Source organism: Stutzerimonas stutzeri, from assembly GCF_013522825.1.
In the GTDB taxonomy this organism is placed as follows: domain Bacteria; phylum Pseudomonadota; class Gammaproteobacteria; order Pseudomonadales; family Pseudomonadaceae; genus Stutzerimonas; species Stutzerimonas stutzeri_AK.
The window spans coordinates 38,047-54,086 of sequence record NZ_JAAMQZ010000021.1; the positions used below are offsets into that span (position 1 = coordinate 38,047).

Annotated in this window: 15 protein-coding genes; 4 read left to right on the forward strand and 11 right to left on the reverse strand. The window is 61.8% G+C overall.

The genetic code is table 11. The features are described 5' to 3' along the window. Window positions 1-62: 62 nt before the first annotated feature. The 5 genes from G7020_RS14185 to G7020_RS14205 all read right to left on the reverse strand — a co-directional run bounded on the left by G7020_RS14185 (window position 63) and on the right by G7020_RS14205 (window position 5,509). The gene (locus G7020_RS14185; RefSeq protein WP_181085499.1) at window positions 63-974 is read right to left on the reverse strand and encodes a DUF4198 domain-containing protein; all 912 of its coding nucleotides are present in this window, start codon (window positions 972-974) and stop codon (window positions 63-65) included. Between the two features lie 15 nt (window positions 975-989). Continuing rightward, window positions 990-1,493 carry a DUF2271 domain-containing protein gene (locus tag G7020_RS14190; protein ID WP_181085501.1) on the reverse strand — a complete coding sequence of 168 codons (504 nt, stop codon included), beginning with the start codon at window positions 1,491-1,493 and terminating at the stop codon, window positions 990-992. A gap of 9 nt (window positions 1,494-1,502) precedes the next feature. Further along, window positions 1,503-2,096, reverse strand: coding sequence for a PepSY-associated TM helix domain-containing protein (locus G7020_RS14195; protein WP_181085503.1), 594 nt, complete (start codon window positions 2,094-2,096; stop codon window positions 1,503-1,505). A gap of 162 nt (window positions 2,097-2,258) precedes the next feature. Further along, window positions 2,259-4,484 carry a TonB-dependent receptor domain-containing protein gene (locus G7020_RS14200; protein WP_181085505.1) on the reverse strand — a complete coding sequence of 742 codons (2,226 nt, stop codon included), beginning with the start codon at window positions 4,482-4,484 and terminating at the stop codon, window positions 2,259-2,261. A gap of 332 nt (window positions 4,485-4,816) precedes the next feature. After that, window positions 4,817-5,509, reverse strand: coding sequence for an SIMPL domain-containing protein (locus tag G7020_RS14205; protein WP_181085508.1), 693 nt, complete (start codon window positions 5,507-5,509; stop codon window positions 4,817-4,819). Between the two features lie 149 nt (window positions 5,510-5,658). Here G7020_RS14205 and G7020_RS14210 point away from each other — a divergent pair, with 149 nt between their 5' ends. The 3 genes from G7020_RS14210 (at window position 5,659) to G7020_RS14220 (ending at window position 8,646) form a co-directional block, all read left to right on the forward strand. Continuing rightward, complete coding sequence (locus G7020_RS14210; protein ID WP_181085510.1) at window positions 5,659-6,915, forward strand: ATP-binding protein; 1,257 nt, start codon at window positions 5,659-5,661, stop codon at window positions 6,913-6,915. A gap of 34 nt (window positions 6,916-6,949) precedes the next feature. Then, window positions 6,950-7,510, forward strand: a complete 561-nt coding sequence (locus G7020_RS14215; protein ID WP_181085512.1) for a response regulator transcription factor — start codon at window positions 6,950-6,952, stop codon at window positions 7,508-7,510. Window positions 7,511-7,704: 194 nt separating this feature from the next. Beyond that, complete coding sequence (locus G7020_RS14220) at window positions 7,705-8,646, forward strand: AEC family transporter (RefSeq protein WP_181085514.1); 942 nt, start codon at window positions 7,705-7,707, stop codon at window positions 8,644-8,646. A 3-nt stretch (window positions 8,647-8,649) separates the two neighbouring features. Here the strand turns inward: G7020_RS14220 and G7020_RS14225 are convergent, their stop codons facing one another. The 6 genes from G7020_RS14225 to gatC form a co-directional block, all read right to left on the reverse strand. After that, the gene (locus G7020_RS14225; protein WP_181085522.1) at window positions 8,650-9,732 is read right to left on the reverse strand and encodes a calcium/sodium antiporter; all 1,083 of its coding nucleotides are present in this window, start codon (window positions 9,730-9,732) and stop codon (window positions 8,650-8,652) included. Window positions 9,733-9,769: 37 nt separating this feature from the next. Then, the gene (locus G7020_RS14230; protein ID WP_181085533.1) at window positions 9,770-10,855 is read right to left on the reverse strand and encodes a calcium/sodium antiporter; all 1,086 of its coding nucleotides are present in this window, start codon (window positions 10,853-10,855) and stop codon (window positions 9,770-9,772) included. Between the two features lie 67 nt (window positions 10,856-10,922). Beyond that, window positions 10,923-11,327 carry a septal ring lytic transglycosylase RlpA family protein gene (locus tag G7020_RS14235; RefSeq protein ID WP_181085535.1) on the reverse strand — a complete coding sequence of 135 codons (405 nt, stop codon included), beginning with the start codon at window positions 11,325-11,327 and terminating at the stop codon, window positions 10,923-10,925. 140 nt (window positions 11,328-11,467) lie between these two features. Beyond that, the gene (gene gatB / locus G7020_RS14240) at window positions 11,468-12,916 is read right to left on the reverse strand and encodes an Asp-tRNA(Asn)/Glu-tRNA(Gln) amidotransferase subunit GatB (protein ID WP_181085537.1); all 1,449 of its coding nucleotides are present in this window, start codon (window positions 12,914-12,916) and stop codon (window positions 11,468-11,470) included. Window positions 12,917-12,927: 11 nt separating this feature from the next. Continuing rightward, the gene (gatA, locus tag G7020_RS14245; protein WP_181085539.1) at window positions 12,928-14,379 is read right to left on the reverse strand and encodes an Asp-tRNA(Asn)/Glu-tRNA(Gln) amidotransferase subunit GatA; all 1,452 of its coding nucleotides are present in this window, start codon (window positions 14,377-14,379) and stop codon (window positions 12,928-12,930) included. A 14-nt stretch (window positions 14,380-14,393) separates the two neighbouring features. Beyond that, window positions 14,394-14,681 (reverse strand): Asp-tRNA(Asn)/Glu-tRNA(Gln) amidotransferase subunit GatC, encoded by a 288-nt coding sequence (gatC, locus tag G7020_RS14250; RefSeq protein ID WP_181085541.1) that lies wholly within the window; start codon window positions 14,679-14,681, stop codon window positions 14,394-14,396. A 310-nt stretch (window positions 14,682-14,991) separates the two neighbouring features. Here gatC and mreB point away from each other — a divergent pair, with 310 nt between their 5' ends. Further along, window positions 14,992-16,029, forward strand: coding sequence for a rod shape-determining protein MreB (mreB, locus tag G7020_RS14255; RefSeq protein WP_014851637.1), 1,038 nt, complete (start codon window positions 14,992-14,994; stop codon window positions 16,027-16,029). The last annotated feature ends 11 nt before the right edge of the window (window positions 16,030-16,040 follow it).

Genomic DNA, 16,040 nt, shown 5'->3' on the forward strand with positions numbered 1-16,040 from the left:
GAAGTGGCGAGGGGCCGGCAAGCCGGCCCCCGCTGGGGGCGATTGCTGTGAGACGCTTGGCCTCAGGGCGCCTGCACTTCCAGGGTGGCGCTGTACACGGCGCGGCGCTCGGTGACCGGCTTGGCAACGCCTTCGGTAGTGCTCAGCTCGGCTTCCAGCCAGTACATGCCCGGTGTCGGCCAGGTGATGGCGACCTTGCCCTCAGCGTCGGTCTTGACGGTGAAATCGCCGGTCTCGTCGCGGTAGCGGTTGCCGCCGGGCACCACGCTGATTTCCACGTCCTTGGCCGGCTTGCCGTCGAGCAGGAAGGTGAACTCTGCTGCCTCGCCGGCGAACAGGTCATTGGGATGGGTGACCGGCACCAGTTCCAGGCCCTGGTTGGTGGGGGCCAAAACCTTGTCGGTGGGGTTGCCGGCGGTGACGAAGGTTTCCATGCGGCTGTTGCGCTGGATGACCTGCAGCTCACTGGCATTGGCCGGGATGGCCTGCTTCAGTTCCTCGGCCTTGCCCATCCAGCGGCGGCGCTCTTCGCCTTCCTTCCAGGTGGCCATCAGGCCGCTGCTGGCCACCGCCAGCTTGTAGGTGCCCTTCTGGGTCAGATGCACATCGAAGGTGCTGCGATAGCGACCGACAGCGCCGTTCTGTGCGTCCACTTCGCTGCCGTCCGGCGCGAGGATGACCAGCTTGTTGGCCGGGCGGCGCATCGGTGCCGGCGCGGGGGTGGCCGGCTTGTCGCCTTGGGCAGCCTGGGGCGTGCGGGCAGGCATTTGCAGGGGCTTGCCGATACCTTCCAGTTGCAGCGGGAAGTGCTCGAAGTAGAACAGGTCGTTGGATACGGCGGCATCCACGGTGATCCAGGGCTCTTCACCGGACAGCACAGTGGAGGAGGGCAGCATCCAGGCACGGTGGGCCTGGGCGGACAATGGCAGGGTTACGGCCAAAGCCAGGGCGGTCCATTTCAGCATGCGGTTCATATGTGGCTTCCTTGATCAGGGTTTGATGGTAAGGGTGATGGTGCCCAGCTCGGTGGCACCCTGGGCGCTGGCTGTCGAAGCCTGCGGCCAGGTGAAGGGCACGCGCAGCAGCTCGCGGCCACCCACTTCACGCACGGCCTCCACCACCAGGTTGTAATCGCCGTCTGCCAATGCCTTGAGCGGTGCGTCGCTGCCCTTGTAGTTCAACTGGTGGGTGCCCACTGCGCGGGTTGCCGCCGAGACGCCGTCAACCGGCATTTCCAGGCTGCGGCCACTGCGACGCCACCACTGGCGCAGGTCCTTGAGCCATTTCTCGCCTTCCTTGTCTTTCAGCTTCAGGTCGTACCAGACCGTCAGGTCGGCGACATGGCTTTGGTCCGGCTTTTCCAGCCAGATGGCCACGTACGGGCGGTGGTATTCGGCAACCTGCAGACGCGGGATTTCCACATCGATCTGCATATCGGCCGCCATCAGCGGCGCGCTGAGCAGCGCAAGGGGTAACAACAAGCGTTTACGCATGACACATCCTTAATGAATGAACAGCAGCGCCAGTAACAGCGGAATCACCAGCCCGGCCCCGACCAGTGGCCAGGTCGTCGGTCGACCACCCGCATGCCGTTGCAGCAGCAACAACCCGGTGAGGCTGAAGACCACGCAGGCTGCGGCGAAAATATCGATGAACCAGCTCCAGGCCGTGCCGGTATTGCGGCCCTTGTGCAGGTCGTTGAGGTAGGAAATCCAGCCACGGTCGGTGGACTCGTATTCGAGTTCGCCGGTTTCCAGTACCAGGCTCAACCAGGCGTCGCCACCCGGACGGGGCAGGGCGACATACAGCTCGCCATCGCTCCATTCCGCATCACGGCCAGCAAGGTCGATGCCCAGCTCCTGTTCGAGCCAGCCGCGCAAATCGTTTGGCAGCCCCACACCTGGTTGATCGCTCAACAACTGTTGTTGCAGGGATTCGGGCAATGAAGCCGTATGCTCGATGATCTTCGGTTTGGCTTCGATCTGCGCGGCGTGGTTGAGCGTGATTCCGGTCACCGCAAACAACAACATGCCCACCAGGCACAGCGCAGAGCTGATCCAGTGCCATTGGCGCAGGGTGCCGAGCCAGAGTTGCATGATTGTCCTTGAGTACGGTTGGTGACTGGATTCTAAGAGGCTTTCGGACTGAATGTTAAGGATTTACAAACAGCATACATTCGCGTCTTTGTCGCATGGCGGCCTGATGCAGATATGGCCAGGCCGGAGAGAACTCCGGCCTGGCCATATTGCATCGCTGAATCAGAAGGTGATGTTGGCGGAGAGCCAGAAGCGACGGCCTTCTTCCAGGGTGCCGGTGGTCGACTGGGCTGTTTGTGTGTAGTACGAAGCCCAGCCGGTAGTGGAGCCGGAGGTGTAGCTTTCTCCGTCGAGGAAGTCCTTGTCGAACAGGTTGTAGATGGTGGCGTTGAGCGTTACGTTCTCTGAGGCGCGGAATGAGCCGCCCAGGTGGAACACTTCATAGGCTTTGAGATCTCCGACCTGATCCATGAGATCCTGATTTACCGTGGTCAGAGTCGTGTAGCGTTGATTGAAGCGTGCTCGCTCACCTCGGTATTCCCCTTTGAACCACAGGTTCAGGCGATCGGTCGCTTCCCAGTTGAGGCTGGCATGTGCCATGTGTTTCGGAGTGTTGGTCAGAGGAGCTCCCTTGTCATCCCCACTTTTCTGTTCGCTGTCGGTGTAGGTGTAGTTGCCCGAGAGCGACCAGGCAGGTGCGAATTGCCAGCGGCCTGCCAGTTCTATGCCCTGGGTTTCCGCTTCGCCGATATTCACGTTCTGGGCGAAGTTTTCCTGCAGGAAACTGCTACCAAGATCCACGCAGCCAGGCTGGTTGGGGTTCGTTGGATAATTACAGTTGGGCAGAGGGGTGCCGCTGTCGATCTTGTCCTTGAACTTGGTGTGGAACAGCGTGGCGTTGGCGCTGAAGCCTGCCAGATTGTCGTAGTAGGCCCCGAACTCGGTGTTGGTGGTGATTTCCGGGTCCAGGTCCGGACTGCCGATGGTTATGGTGCGGCCCTGGCCGCTTACACCGTTGATACCGCCATGCAATTGATTGAGGGTCGGTGTTTTGTAGCCTCGGCTTACTCCGCCCTTGAGCGTCCAGCTTTCGTTGGTATTCCAGACCAGATAGGCGCGTGGGCTGATATGACCGCCGAAGGCTTCGTGATCTTCGTAACGGGCGCCCAGGGTCAAGGCCAGGTCATCGCGTAGACGCCACTCGTCTTCGATGAACAGAGCCCATGAGGTCTGCTGGAATTTTTCGGCTGCAATGCCATCCTCGACCTCCGCATCCCAATATTGGGCGCCGATGGTGGCGATATGTGATTCGCCGACAGGCGCGACCAGCTTGGTGTCGAATATCAGATCGGTAGATTTCAGCTTGCGGTCATTGCCTCCCACGATGCTTGGGTAACCGCTATAGGGGGTGCCTAGAGTACCGGGAATAGTACGTCCTAGAGTTTCGGTGGTGTTGTGGGTAAGAGTGCTGTCCAGTGTGCCGAAACCGAGACGTCCGGTATGCGTCAAGGCGAACTGATCGCGTTCGAAACGCAGCTCGTCCTTGTAGCCATTGATAGTCGCCGGTGCATCTACGGTGCAACCGCCGATGGCATTGCCACCAGACTTCCCATCCAGGGTTCCGAGCTGGCAGTCATCATTGTTATAGACCTGCCGACCGCGCTCGAAATCAAGGGAAAAATCGTGATCTTCATGGGGGGTCAGCGTCAATCGAGTGCCGAAGTTGGTGTTGCGCCCTTCAACGGGTGCTGCGCCGCGTTTGCTGACAGTGGTGTCGTTATCGAAGCTCAGGTCTGTCTCGCTACGGTCGTAAATGCTACCGCGTACTGCCAACCCCAGCAGGCCATCGATCAGCGGACCGCTGGCGTAAAGGCTGGCCTTGCTGGCATCGCCATAGTCGCGGTTGTCCTGATAGGTATGGTCAAGACTCAGCGAGCCGCCCCATTCCTCGGCGACCTTCTTGGTAATGATATTGACCACGCCACCCATGGCATCGGAACCGTAGAGCGTGGACATCGGGCCACGGATCACTTCGATACGCTCGATGGCCGACATCGGCGGCATGAAACTGGTAGAGGTTTCATTGAAACCGTTTGGCGTGACATTACCGGCAGTGTTTTGTCGGCGTCCGTCGATGAGTATCAGGGTGTACTCGCTGGGCAAGCCACGAATGCTGATGTTCAATCCACCGGTCTTGCCTGCACCCTGGCGTACGTCGATGCCTTCCACATCTTCCAGCGCTTGCGCCAGGTTACCAAAACGCTTCTGCTGCAGATCTTCCTGAGTGATCACACTGATGCTCGCCGGAGCGTCGGTGATCTTCTGCTCGAAACCGGAAGCACTGACAACCATCGTGTCCAGGTTTACCGGATTGGTTTCAGCGAGAACGGGCAGGCTGCAGCCGATAAGAGCGATGGCCAGTGCCGAACGGGTGGAAGGGACGTACATGCGCGGATCCTTTTTGTTGAGAATCATTCCGGCGCGCATGATAGTTATTCGCGAATAGGAATTCCTTACAAAAGATTTACCAAGATGGCTATTTGCTCATGCGGTCGGGCTGAAAAGCCCGGCGCGCAAGAGTTCCAGTAATTGTATCTAGGTGTGACAAGGTGTTGTAAGTGCAATGGCAACAGCCTGAGCCGAGCAAGCAGCTCTTGCAGCTGACCCGCGCGAACGTCGGATTACGCCTTCGGCTAATCCAGCCTACAAAAGCCTTGGCCGTATGATTCGCTTGTTCGTCCAGCTGTTCAGCCTCCAGCGCTTTTATCGGCTTTTACTTGTTATGGCATCAGCACTTCGATGACGCCGTCGGCATTGACGCTGACCTGGCGAGTGCCAGCCTCGATTTCCGGTGTCGCCATGGCATCCATGCTCTTCATCGCCATGGCGCGCATCACTGGCTGATAACCGCCGCCACTGCCGAGGTTGAGATTGACGATCCGGTAGTCGCTGCCGCCCAGTGCTTCGGTGGCCAGTTGTGCTCTGGCGCGAAATGCAGCGATGGCATCCTTGAGCAGGGCATCTTCGTTCTGTTTGCGGATCGCGTCGGAGACGCTGAAGTGCATGCTGCCCATCTTCAGGTCCTGCATCAACTCGCCGGTGAGCTTGGAAAGGGCGGCGAAGTCACCGCTCTCAAGACGCAGTTCGGCTCGTTCGCGCCAGGCGGTGATCTGCTGGCCTTTTTCCTCGTAGACCGGATAGCTGCTACGGCTGCCCTGGTTGACGAGGACACCCTTGGACTGGCGGGCACGTTGCAGCGCCCGGTTCATCACTTGGGTGGTCTGGGCGGCGAGTTGCGCCGGGTCCTGATGCTGGGCTTCGCTGTAGAGCGTGACATGCATACGGTCGTGGGCCACTTCGCTGGTGGCTTCGGCGCGCAGGGATATCTGGTTGTAGCGCTGGTCGTCGGCGACGACCGGGAGGCAGGCCAGGCAGGCCAGTAAAGCGACTGGACGGGCAAAAGAGGCAGACATGACGGCTCCTGAATAGGTGTGCACCGGGATGCGGGCTTGTGACTTTATCCCGTTGTGAATGGTTGCGCAGATTTTCCATGCGTCTCATTGCCGCAGACAGGGTGCCTTACGGGGCGCTTGGTTATACTCGCGAATCGATTGGAGACCCCATGTACGCATCCGTTCAACTGCTGTCGGCAAGCCGGCAGAATCTTCGTCTGCTCACCCTGATTCGCATCCTTGTGCTTGCCGCCCAAGCCGGGGCGGTGGGCCTTGCCTATGCCACACAACTGGTTGCGCTGCCATGGCTGCATCTGGGGGTGACGCTGGCCATTTCGGGCCTGATCTGTCTGGTGACCGCGCTGCGGCTACGAGGCCCCTGGCCTGTGACCGAGCAGGAGTACGCTTTTCATCTGGCGGCCGACCTGCTGATTCACAGTGCCCTGCTGTATTATTCGGGCGGCTCGACCAATCCGTTCGTGTCCTATTATCTGGTGCCGCTGACCATCGCTGCGGCGACCTTGCCGTGGCTGTATTCGATCGTCCTCTCTGGCCTGGCGCTGGCCGGGTATACGCTGATGCTGGCCTGGTACGACCCTGTCATCGTGCCGCCGGTCGATCGCACCACGTTGCTGGTCTACGGCATGTGGCTGAGCTTCGCGCTGGCCGCTGCGCTGATCACCTTTTTCGTCGCGCGCATGGCCGAACAGTTGCGGCGCCAGGAACAGCTCCAGGCCCAGCGCCGCGAGGAAAGCATGCGTGACCAGCAGTTGCTGGCCGTGGCGACCCAGGCTGCCGGGGCCGCTCATGAGCTGGGTACGCCGCTGGCGACCATGAGCGTGCTGCTCAAGGAGCTGCGCCAGGAATACCAGCAGCCGCAACCATTGAATGAAGATCTGGCGCTGCTGCAATCCCAGGTTCAGCTGTGCAAGGAAAGCCTGCGCCAGCTGGTGCGCGCCGCCGAGGCGGATCGTCGCCAGGCCATCGTCGAGCAGAATGCCCGTGAATGGGTGGAGTCGGTGATGCAGCGCTGGCACCTGATGCGACCGGAGGCGACCTATCGCTTCCAGTGCCTGGGCAAGGGCAGCCCGCCACGGCTGATGCCACCTGCAGACCTGGGACAGTCACTGCTCAATCTGCTGAACAATGCCACCGATGCCAGCCCGGACGACCTGGATATCCGCCTGGATTGGGACGCGCAATGGATCACGCTGACCATTCGTGACCACGGCGCGGGCGTGCCGCTGGCGATCGCCGAGCAGATCGGCAGGCCATTCATCACCACCAAGGGCAAGGGGTTCGGTCTGGGACTATTTCTCAGTCAGGCGAGCGTGACACGTGCCGGCGGGACTGTGAAACTCTACAATCACGAAGATGGCGGCGCGCTGACCGAATTGAGGCTGCCGCACGGCTCGGTACGGGCCTGATCACTGACGTGACCCAATCGCGAGGAATGCATAGATGACCGAAGAGCTGCAGCACGACGGCGAAGATCAGCCCCATCTGCTGCTGGTGGATGATGACCCGACCTTTACCCGTGTCATGGCGCGTGCCATGAGTCGTCGGGGGTTGCACGTCAGCATCGCCGGTTCGGCAGAGGAAGGACTGGAGATGGCCCGGCAGGAAACGCCCGATTACGCGGTGCTGGACCTCAAGATGGAAGGTGACTCGGGGCTGGTGCTGCTGCCCAAGCTGCTGGAACTGGACCCGGAAATGAAGGTGCTGATCCTGACCGGCTATTCGAGTATCGCCACGGCGGTCGAAGCCATCAAACGTGGTGCCTGCAACTACCTGTGCAAGCCCGCCGATGCCGATGATGTTCTGGCTGCATTGCTCTCTCGGCATGCCGATCTGGACACGCTGGTCCCGGAGAACCCGATGTCGGTGGATCGCCTGCAGTGGGAACACATCCAGCGCGTGCTGGGCGAGCATGACGGCAATATTTCCGCCACCGCCCGTGCGCTGGGCATGCATCGGCGTACCCTGCAGCGTAAGCTGCAGAAAAGGCCTGTAAGACGCTAGCCTGATCGTCGGGTTATGCCTTTGCAGGTCGGATTACGCTTCACCAACCCGACGAGCGATCTCCGGTCTTCTGATCGTCGGATTACGCCTGCGGCTAATTCGACCTACGAAAGCGGGCTCTGCGCTGTGTAGGTCGGGTTAGGCTTTACCAACCCGACGAGCGACTTTCAGCCTCCCACACTCCGAGCCCATCCATGCCTTCCCTTGTCGTTCAGACGCTGAGCGTTACCGCTCCGGTATTCGCAATGCTCTTCCTCGGCGTCGTGCTCAGGCGTATCGGCTGGATCGACAGCGCCTTTATCGGCAGCGCCTCGACGCTGGTGTTCAAGGGGTGCATGCCGACGCTGCTGTTTCTGTCGATTCTTCAGGCCGACCTCAGCGCTGCATTGCAGCCGGCGCTGATCGGCTATTTCGTGCTGGCCAATATCGCCAGCTTCGCACTCGCCTGGGTCTGGGCGTTGTGGCGTTGCCCGCAGGCCGATCGTGGCGTGTATGTGCAGGGGGCATTTCGCGGCAACAACGGCATCGTTGGGCTGGCACTGGCGAGCAGCCTGTATGGCGATTACGGACTGTCGCTGGGCAGCGTGCTCGCCGGCGTGGTGATCATCATCTACAACACGCTCTCGGTGGTCGTGCTGGCCATCTACAGCCCCGGCGGCAACAGCAGCCTGCGCTCGGTGTGCCTGAGCATTCTGCGCAATCCCTTGATTATCGGTGTGGCGACGGCGATTCCCTTTGCTTATTGGCAGGTGACGCTACCGGACTGGCTGCTGACCTCAGCGGGCTATTTTGCCCAGTTGAGCCTGCCGCTGGCGCTGATCTGCATCGGTGGGACCCTGTCGCTGAGCGCGCTACGGGAAAGCAGTGGCACGGCGATCAGTGCCAGCCTGATGAAGATGATCTGGTTGCCGCTACTGGCCACGCTCGGTGCCTGGCTGTGGGGGTTTCGCGGAGCCGAGCTGGGCATCCTCTTCCTTTACTTCGCCAGCCCCACGGCGGCGGCGAGTTTCGTCATGGCGCGCGCGGTCAACTCCAACTACCGCCTGGCGGCGACCATCATCGTGATCACCACGCTGTTTTCGGCGCTCACCATCAATGCGGGTTTGCTGTTGCTGAGCGGGTTGGGCTGGCTTTGAAAACTATTGCCTTTTCCAGGCCCGCCCGGCGATGACGATCAGGGTGATGGCGGTCAGCGGCAGGGCATAGCCGAGTATCGCGTCGCCGAAGGTTTCGGCAAATGGTCGTCCGGTGCTGCTCATCACCAGATACAGCGTGTAGGCGATGTAATAGGCGAGAAGCAGCAGGCCTTCCCAGCGATTGATGGTATAGCCGGCAAAGAAGATCGGCAGACAGGCCACGGCCACTGCGATCATCACCGGGAAGTCGAAGGCCAGTGCATTGGACGACACGGCAATTGCCTGCGGCGAGACGAGCGAGGCGAGGCCCAGCACGCAGAGCAGGTTGAAGATGTTGCTGCCGACGATGTTGCCCACTGCGATGTCACGCTCGCCGCGCAAGGCCGCCATGATCGAAGTGGCCAGCTCCGGCAGTGAAGTGCCGATGGCGATTACGGTGAGGCCGATGACCAGTTCCGACAAGCCGAGCGCACGCGCCAGCGCGACGGCACCCTCGACCAGAAAGTTGGAACCCACGACCAGCAGCACCAGGCCGGCGATCACCAGGCCGGCATTGATAAGCCCGGCATGGGGTTTGGCCGGCTCGTCGAGACCGAACTCCTTGGCGAACTCGTCATCGGCATCGGCTGCGTTCTCGCGGCGGCTGCTGATGACCAGGAACAGCGTGTAGATCACCACTGCGCTGAACAGGATGGTGCCATCGATACGGCTGAGCTCGCCATCCCAGGCCAGGCCGAAGGTGACCAGGCTGGCGCCGATCATGATCGGCACGTCGAGGCGGATCAGCTGGCGCGACACTACCAGCGGCGCGACCAGCGCGGTCAGACCGAGAATCAGCAGCACGTTGGCGATGTTGCTGCCGACCACGTTGCCGATGGCGATATCGCCACTGCCGTTCAGGGCGGCCTGCACGCTGACGGCGGTTTCCGGCGCGCTGGTGCCGAAGGCGACCACGGTCAGGCCGATGACCAGCGGTGAAATGCCGAACTGGGCCGCGAGTTTGGCGGCACCGCGCACCAGTACCTCCGCACCGGCAACGAGCAGCACCAGGCCGGCTAGAAGGTAGACGAAAGTCATCAGGGTCACGATGTGGCGCTCCGCAAGGATAGAGAAAGAGAGAGGGTTAGCGCTGGCGTCGCCAGGCGCGCAGGAAGATCACCAAAAGCGTGACGGTCGTCAAGGGGAAAGCGAACCAGAGCATCGCATCGCGCAGCAGATCGATAGCGCCGAGGCCTGTTGCGAACATCACCAGGTAGAACGTATAGGCGATGTAATAGGCGAAGAACAGCAGGCCCTCCCAGCGGCGAATGCAGTAGCCGGAGAAGAAAATCGGCAGGCAGGCGACGAACACAGCCAGCATTACCGGGAAATCGAACGACAGGGCATTGGGCGAAATGGACAGCCCTTCCGCGGATACTGCAGCGCCGGCGCCCAGGACGAGTAATAGATTGAAGATGCAGCTACCGACCACGTTGCCCACGGCAATGTCGCGCTCCCCTTTGATCACGGCCAGCACCGAAGTCGCCAGCTCCGGCATCGAGGTGCCGACTGCCACCACCGTAAGGCCGATGACCAGCTCCGAGAGGCCCAGTGCCCGGGCCAGGCCGACGGCGCCTTCGATCAGCAGGTTCGAGCCGCCCACCAGCATGCCGAGGCCCAGCAGGATCAACAACAGCTGGAACACCCAGGCAAACGGCTTTTCGCCATCGGCAGGGCCGAACTCTGCGGCGAACTCGTCGTTCTCGGGGGCCTGCCTTTCTCTTTTGCCGGCGGCCACCAGAAACAGGGTATAGCCGATCAGGCAGGCGAGCAGCAGGATACCGTCCAGCCGACTGATGCTGCCATTGAAGGCCAGCCCATAGCAGAGCAGGCCGGCGCCGATCATCACCGGAACATCCAGGCGTATCAGCTGCCGGGACACCACCAGCGGTGCGATCAGAGCGGACAGGCCGAGGATCAGCAGAATATTGGCAATGTTGCTGCCGATCACGTTGCCTACTGCGATATCACCGCTGCCGCCGAGTGAAGCCTGCACGCTGACGGCTGTTTCCGGTGCGCTGGTGCCAAAGGCGACCACCGTCAGTCCGATGATCAACGGTGGAATGCCGAAACGGCCGGCCAGTCTGGCGGCGCCACGCACCAGCGCTTCGGCGCCGATCACCAATAGCACCAGGCCGCCGATCAGGTAGGCAAAGGTCACCAAGGACATGCGTACGCTCCCGTCATTGCTGAGGCCGCGCTGCATGTTGCCGTGGTGAGGGCAAGCGTAGGATCGGTCATGGGAGCGTTTCGATACGTACGCGGACCACGCCGTGGTCCAGCATGTCCAGTTGTATTGCCGCCGCGCGCGAGACGTCGATGATGCGGCCGCGGCGGAATGGTCCGCGGTCGTTGATTCGCACCACTACCTGTTTGCCGTTCTGCTCGTTGATTACGCGCACTCGCGTCCCGAATGGCAGGCTGCGATGAGCCGCAACCAGTGCATTCTGATCATGGATCTCGCCGCTCGCCGTACGTTTGCCGTGGTGCAAACGAGCATAGTAGGACGCCTTGCCGCTCTGGCTGAAGCGATCCTGCACGGCAGGTGGCGCTTTGGATGGCTGGGTCGGCTGGCGTTCGGCGCAACCGCTGGCCAATAGCACCAGAAGCAGTAGGACGGTAATAAAGCGTGTCAGTTGCATGAAAATCCTTCCGTTGGTCGATCGCTGAGTCGGCGACGGCCCACGGCAGGTGTGGTGAAGCTCCGGCGGCGCCGAAAGCCGTGCTGCGGTCCTCTGCGCGGTTGCAGCGGGTGCCGCCGCGCAGAAGGCCATCGTTCAGCTTAGCCTTCGAGTTTCTGCTTCAGCAGTTGGTTCACCTGACCGGGGTTGGCCTTGCCCTTGGAGGCCTTCATGGCCTGGCCGACGAAGAAACCGAACATCTTGCCGCGCTTGGCTTCGTCACTGGCGCGGTACTGTTCGACCTGTTCGGCGTTGGCGGCCAGCACCTCGTCGAGCATCTTTTCGATAGCGCCGGCGTCGGTGACCTGCTTGAGGCCCTTCTTCTCGATGATCTCGTCGGCGCTGGCGCCTTCGCCGGCGGCCAGGGCCTCGAAGACCATCTTGGCGAGCTTGCCGCTGATGGTGTTGTCCCTGATGCGCAGGATCATGCCGCCCAGTTGCCCGGCTGACACCGGAGACTGCTCGATTTCCAGGCCTTCCCTGTTGAGCAGGCTGGACAGCTCGCCCATCACCCAGTTGGCCGCCAGCTTGGCGTCACCGCAGCTGGCGTTGACCTGTTCGAAATAGTCGGCCAGTTCGCGGCTGGCCGAGAGCACGCTGGCGTCGTAGGCGGACAGGCCGAACTCGCGCTCGAAACGCTCGCGCTTCTGCACCGGCAGCTCCGGCAGGCTGGCGCGCACTTCGTCGAGGAAGCTCTGCTCGATCACCACCGGCAGCAGGTCGGGGCAGGGGAAGTAGCGGTAGTCGTTGGCCTCTTCCTTGCTGCGCATGGAGCGCGTCTCGTCCTTGTTCGGATCGTACAGGCGGGTTTCCTGCACCACTTTGCCGCCGTCCTCGATCAGCTCGATCTGGCGCTGGACTTCGTGGTTGATGGCCTTTTCGATGAAGCGAAAGGAGTTGACGTTCTTGATCTCGGCGCGGGTGCCGAACGCGGCCTGGCCCTTGGGTCGTACCGAGACGTTGCAGTCGCAGCGCAGCGAGCCTTCGGCCATGTTGCCGTCGCAGATGCCCAGGTAGCGCACCAGCGAGTGCATGGCCTTGACGTAGGCCACGGCCTCCTTGGCGCTGCGGATGTCCGGCTCGGAAACGATCTCCAGCAGCGGCGTGCCGGCACGGTTGAGGTCGATGCCGCTCATGCCGTGGAAGTCTTCGTGCAGGCTCTTGCCGGCATCCTCTTCCAGGTGCGCGCGGGTGATGCCGATGCGCTTGGTGGTGCCGTCTTCCAGTGTGATGTCGAGGAAGCCCTTGCCGACGATGGGGTGGTCCATCTGGCTGGTCTGGTAGCCCTTGGGCAGGTCCGGGTAGAAGTAGTTCTTGCGCGCGAAGACGTTCTGGCCGGCGATTTCGGCGTCGATGGCCAGGCCGAACTTGCAGGCCATGCGTACGGCTTCGGCATTGAGCACCGGCAGGGTGCCGGGCATGCCCAGATCGACCAGGCTGGCCTGGGTGTTGGGTTCGGCGCCGAAAGTGGTGGCGCTGCCGGAGAAGATCTTCGACTGGGTGGCGAGCTGTGCGTGGATCTCAAGCCCGATGACGGTTTCCCATTGCATCTTCAATCTCCTCAGAATCCGACCGGGGCGCGCTGGTGCCAGTCGGTGACTTGCTGATACTGATGCGCGATATTGAGCAGACGCGCCTCCTGGAAGTACGGTGCCAGCAACTGTACGCCCACCGGCAGGCCGTCGATGAAGCCGGCCGGCATGGACAGGCCGGGAATGCCGGCCAGGTTGGCGGTGATGGTGTAGATATCTTCCAGGTAGGCGGAAACCGGGTCCGCATTCTTCTCGCCGAGTTTCCAGGCCAGGTTCGGCGTGGTCGGACCGAGAATCACGTCCACCTCGTCGAAGGCGCTGACGAAGTCGTTCTTGATCAGCCGGCGAATCTGCTGGGCCTTGATGTAGTAGGCATCGTAGTAGCCGGCGGACAGCGCATAGGTGCCGACCATGATACGGCGCTTGACCTCGTCACCGAAACCTTCGGCGCGCGAGCGTTTGTAGAGGTCGTTGAGGTCCGTCGGTTTTTCGCAGCGGTAGCCGAAGCGCACGCCGTCGAAGCGCGACAGGTTGGAGCTGGCCTCGGCGGGTGCGATCACATAATAGGACGGGATCGCGTGCTGCATGCTCGGCAGGCTGATGTCCTTTACCGTGGCGCCGAGCTTTTTCAGTTCGTCGACCACCGCCATCACCGCTTCGGCGATTTTCGGGTCCAGACCTGCACCGAAGTATTCCTTCGGCAGGCCGATGCGCAGGCCGGCGAGCGGCTGGCTCAGCGCGGCGAGGTAGTCATCCAGCGGCTGTTCGACACTGGTGGAGTCTTTCGGGTCGAAGCCGGCCATGGCAGACAGCAACAGGGCGCAGTCTTCGGCGGTGCGGGCCATGGGGCCGGCTTGGTCGAGGCTGGAGGCGTAGGCGACCATGCCCCAGCGCGAGACGCGACCATAGGTGGGCTTGAGGCCGGTGAGGTTGGTCAGCGCTGCCGGCTGGCGGATCGAGCCGCCGGTGTCGGTGCCGGTGGCCGCCGGCAGCAGGCGTGCAGCAAGGGCCGCGGCGGAACCGCCGGAAGAGCCGCCCGGTACGCGGGAGAGGTCCCAGGGGTTCTTCACCGGGCCGTAATGACTGGATTCGTTGGCCGAGCCCATGGCGAACTCATCCATGTTCAGCTTGCCGAGGGTGACGGTGCCGGCAGCGGCGAGTTTTTCCACCACGGTGGCATCGTAGGGGGCGGCGAAGTTGTCGAGCATCTTCGAGCCGCAACTGGTGCGGATGCCCTGGGTGCAGAACAGGTCCTTGTGACCGATGGGCGCGCCGAGCAGCGGGCCGGCTTCACCCGCTGCGCGGCGGATATCGGCGGCTTTCGCTTGTTCAAGCGCCAATTCTTCGGTGACGGTAATGAAGCTGTTGAGCTGCGGATCGAGCCGGGCGATGCGCGCCAGCAGGCTGCGTGTCAGCTCTTCGGAGGAGAAGTGCTTGCTGGCGAGGCTGCGAGCGATCTCGGCGAGGGTCAGTTGATGCATGTCGGTGTCCTTCATCACTCGATCACCCGTGGGACCAGGTACAGGCCGTCTTCCACAGCCGGAGCGATGGCCTGGTAGGCGTCGCGCTGGTTGGTTTCGGTGACGTCATCGGCGCGCAGGCGCTGGTGGGTTTCCAGCGGATGAGCCAGCGGCGCGACGCCACGGGTATCGACAGCCTGCATGCGGTCAATCAGACCGAGGATATTGTTGAGGGTCTCGGTGGTGCGGGGCAGATCGGCCTCAGCCAGACCCAGGCGGGCCAGGTGAGCGATCTTTTCCACCTCGGAGCGTTCAATCGCCATCGGGTTTCTCCAGCGCAAAGCGAATCGGATGCGACCTGCGTCAACCATCAGCGGTGCATGGGCAGCAGGGATGGGCCGCAGCAGTGGGCATAAAGCCCGGAAAAGCCGACAATGTTACATGCCCGCAGGATTTCCCGGTAGCATGGCTGCGGCTTGATGGTGTGCCGCTTGCACACTGTGCCAGTCGCCTTTCACCGAATCGCCCATGTCTGGCCGGTCAGGCGTGGACGCGCGCCTTGCCCTACGTTCGCACCATTGTTAGAGTTTGCGGCACTTTTTTCCCCACGCGTTTGCCCCAGGGCCATTTCCCATGTTCAAAAAACTGCGTGGCATGTTTTCCAGTGATCTGTCGATCGACCTGGGCACTGCCAATACTCTTATTTATGTGCGTGACCGGGGCATCGTCCTGGATGAGCCGTCCGTGGTTGCCATCCGCTCCCACGGCAATCAGAAAAGCGTTGTGGCGGTGGGTACCGACGCCAAGCGCATGCTGGGTCGTACTCCTGGCAATATCAACGCCATTCGCCCCATGAAGGACGGCGTTATCGCCGATTTCAGCGTTTGTGAAAAGATGCTGCAGTACTTTATCAACAAGGTTCACGAGAACAGCTTTCTGCAGCCCAGCCCGCGCGTGCTGATCTGCGTACCGTGCAAATCCACCCAGGTGGAGCGCCGCGCCATCCGCGAATCGGCCCTGGGGGCCGGTGCGCGCGAAGTCTTTCTCATCGAAGAGCCCATGGCGGCCGCGATTGGCGCAGGCCTGCCGGTGGATGAAGCACGTGGCTCGATGGTCGTCGATATTGGCGGCGGCACCACGGAAATCGCATTGATCTCCCTTAATGGAGTGGTTTACGCCGAGTCCGTGCGGGTCGGTGGTGATCGCTTCGACGAGTCCATCGTCACCTACGTGCGCCGCAACTACGGCAGCCTGATCGGTGAATCCACCGCCGAGCGCATCAAGCAGGAAATCGGCACGGCCTTTCCGAGCAATGATGTGCGTGAAGTGGACGTGCGAGGCCGCAACCTGGCTGAGGGCGTGCCGCGTAGCTTCACCCTCAATTCCAATGAAGTACTCGAAGCGCTGCAGGAGTCGCTGGCGACCATCGTCCAGGCGGTCAAGAGCGCGCTGGAACAATCGCCGCCGGAGCTGGCCTCGGACATTGCCGAGCGTGGCCTGGTGTTGACCGGCGGCGGCGCACTGCTGCGTGACCTGGACAAGTTGCTGTCGCAGGAAACCGGACTGCCGGTTATCGTTGCCGAAGAGCCGCTGACCTGTGTTGCGCGTGGCGGCGGTCGGGCACTGGAAATGATGGATCGCCACGCCATGGATCTGTTGTCCACGGAGTAAGCGACAGGCAC

Coding starts and splice junctions, on each gene's coding strand:
- gatC (WP_181085541.1), bottom strand. CDS start 14,681: ATGGCGATTGAACGCTCCGAGGTGGAAAAGATCGCTCACCTGGCCCGC.
- G7020_RS14200 (WP_181085505.1), bottom strand. CDS start 4,484: ATGTACGTCCCTTCCACCCGTTCGGCACTGGCCATCGCTCTTATCGGC.
- G7020_RS14230 (WP_181085533.1), bottom strand. CDS start 10,855: ATGTCCTTGGTGACCTTTGCCTACCTGATCGGCGGCCTGGTGCTATTG.
- G7020_RS14190 (WP_181085501.1), bottom strand. CDS start 1,493: ATGCGTAAACGCTTGTTGTTACCCCTTGCGCTGCTCAGCGCGCCGCTG.
- gatB (WP_181085537.1), bottom strand. CDS start 12,916: ATGCAATGGGAAACCGTCATCGGGCTTGAGATCCACGCACAGCTCGCC.
- G7020_RS14215 (WP_181085512.1), top strand. CDS start 6,950: ATGACCGAAGAGCTGCAGCACGACGGCGAAGATCAGCCCCATCTGCTG.
- mreB (WP_014851637.1), top strand. CDS start 14,992: ATGTTCAAAAAACTGCGTGGCATGTTTTCCAGTGATCTGTCGATCGAC.
- G7020_RS14195 (WP_181085503.1), bottom strand. CDS start 2,096: ATGCAACTCTGGCTCGGCACCCTGCGCCAATGGCACTGGATCAGCTCT.
- G7020_RS14210 (WP_181085510.1), top strand. CDS start 5,659: ATGTACGCATCCGTTCAACTGCTGTCGGCAAGCCGGCAGAATCTTCGT.
- G7020_RS14235 (WP_181085535.1), bottom strand. CDS start 11,327: ATGCAACTGACACGCTTTATTACCGTCCTACTGCTTCTGGTGCTATTG.
- G7020_RS14220 (WP_181085514.1), top strand. CDS start 7,705: ATGCCTTCCCTTGTCGTTCAGACGCTGAGCGTTACCGCTCCGGTATTC.
- gatA (WP_181085539.1), bottom strand. CDS start 14,379: ATGCATCAACTGACCCTCGCCGAGATCGCTCGCAGCCTCGCCAGCAAG.
- G7020_RS14205 (WP_181085508.1), bottom strand. CDS start 5,509: ATGTCTGCCTCTTTTGCCCGTCCAGTCGCTTTACTGGCCTGCCTGGCC.
- G7020_RS14185 (WP_181085499.1), bottom strand. CDS start 974: ATGAACCGCATGCTGAAATGGACCGCCCTGGCTTTGGCCGTAACCCTG.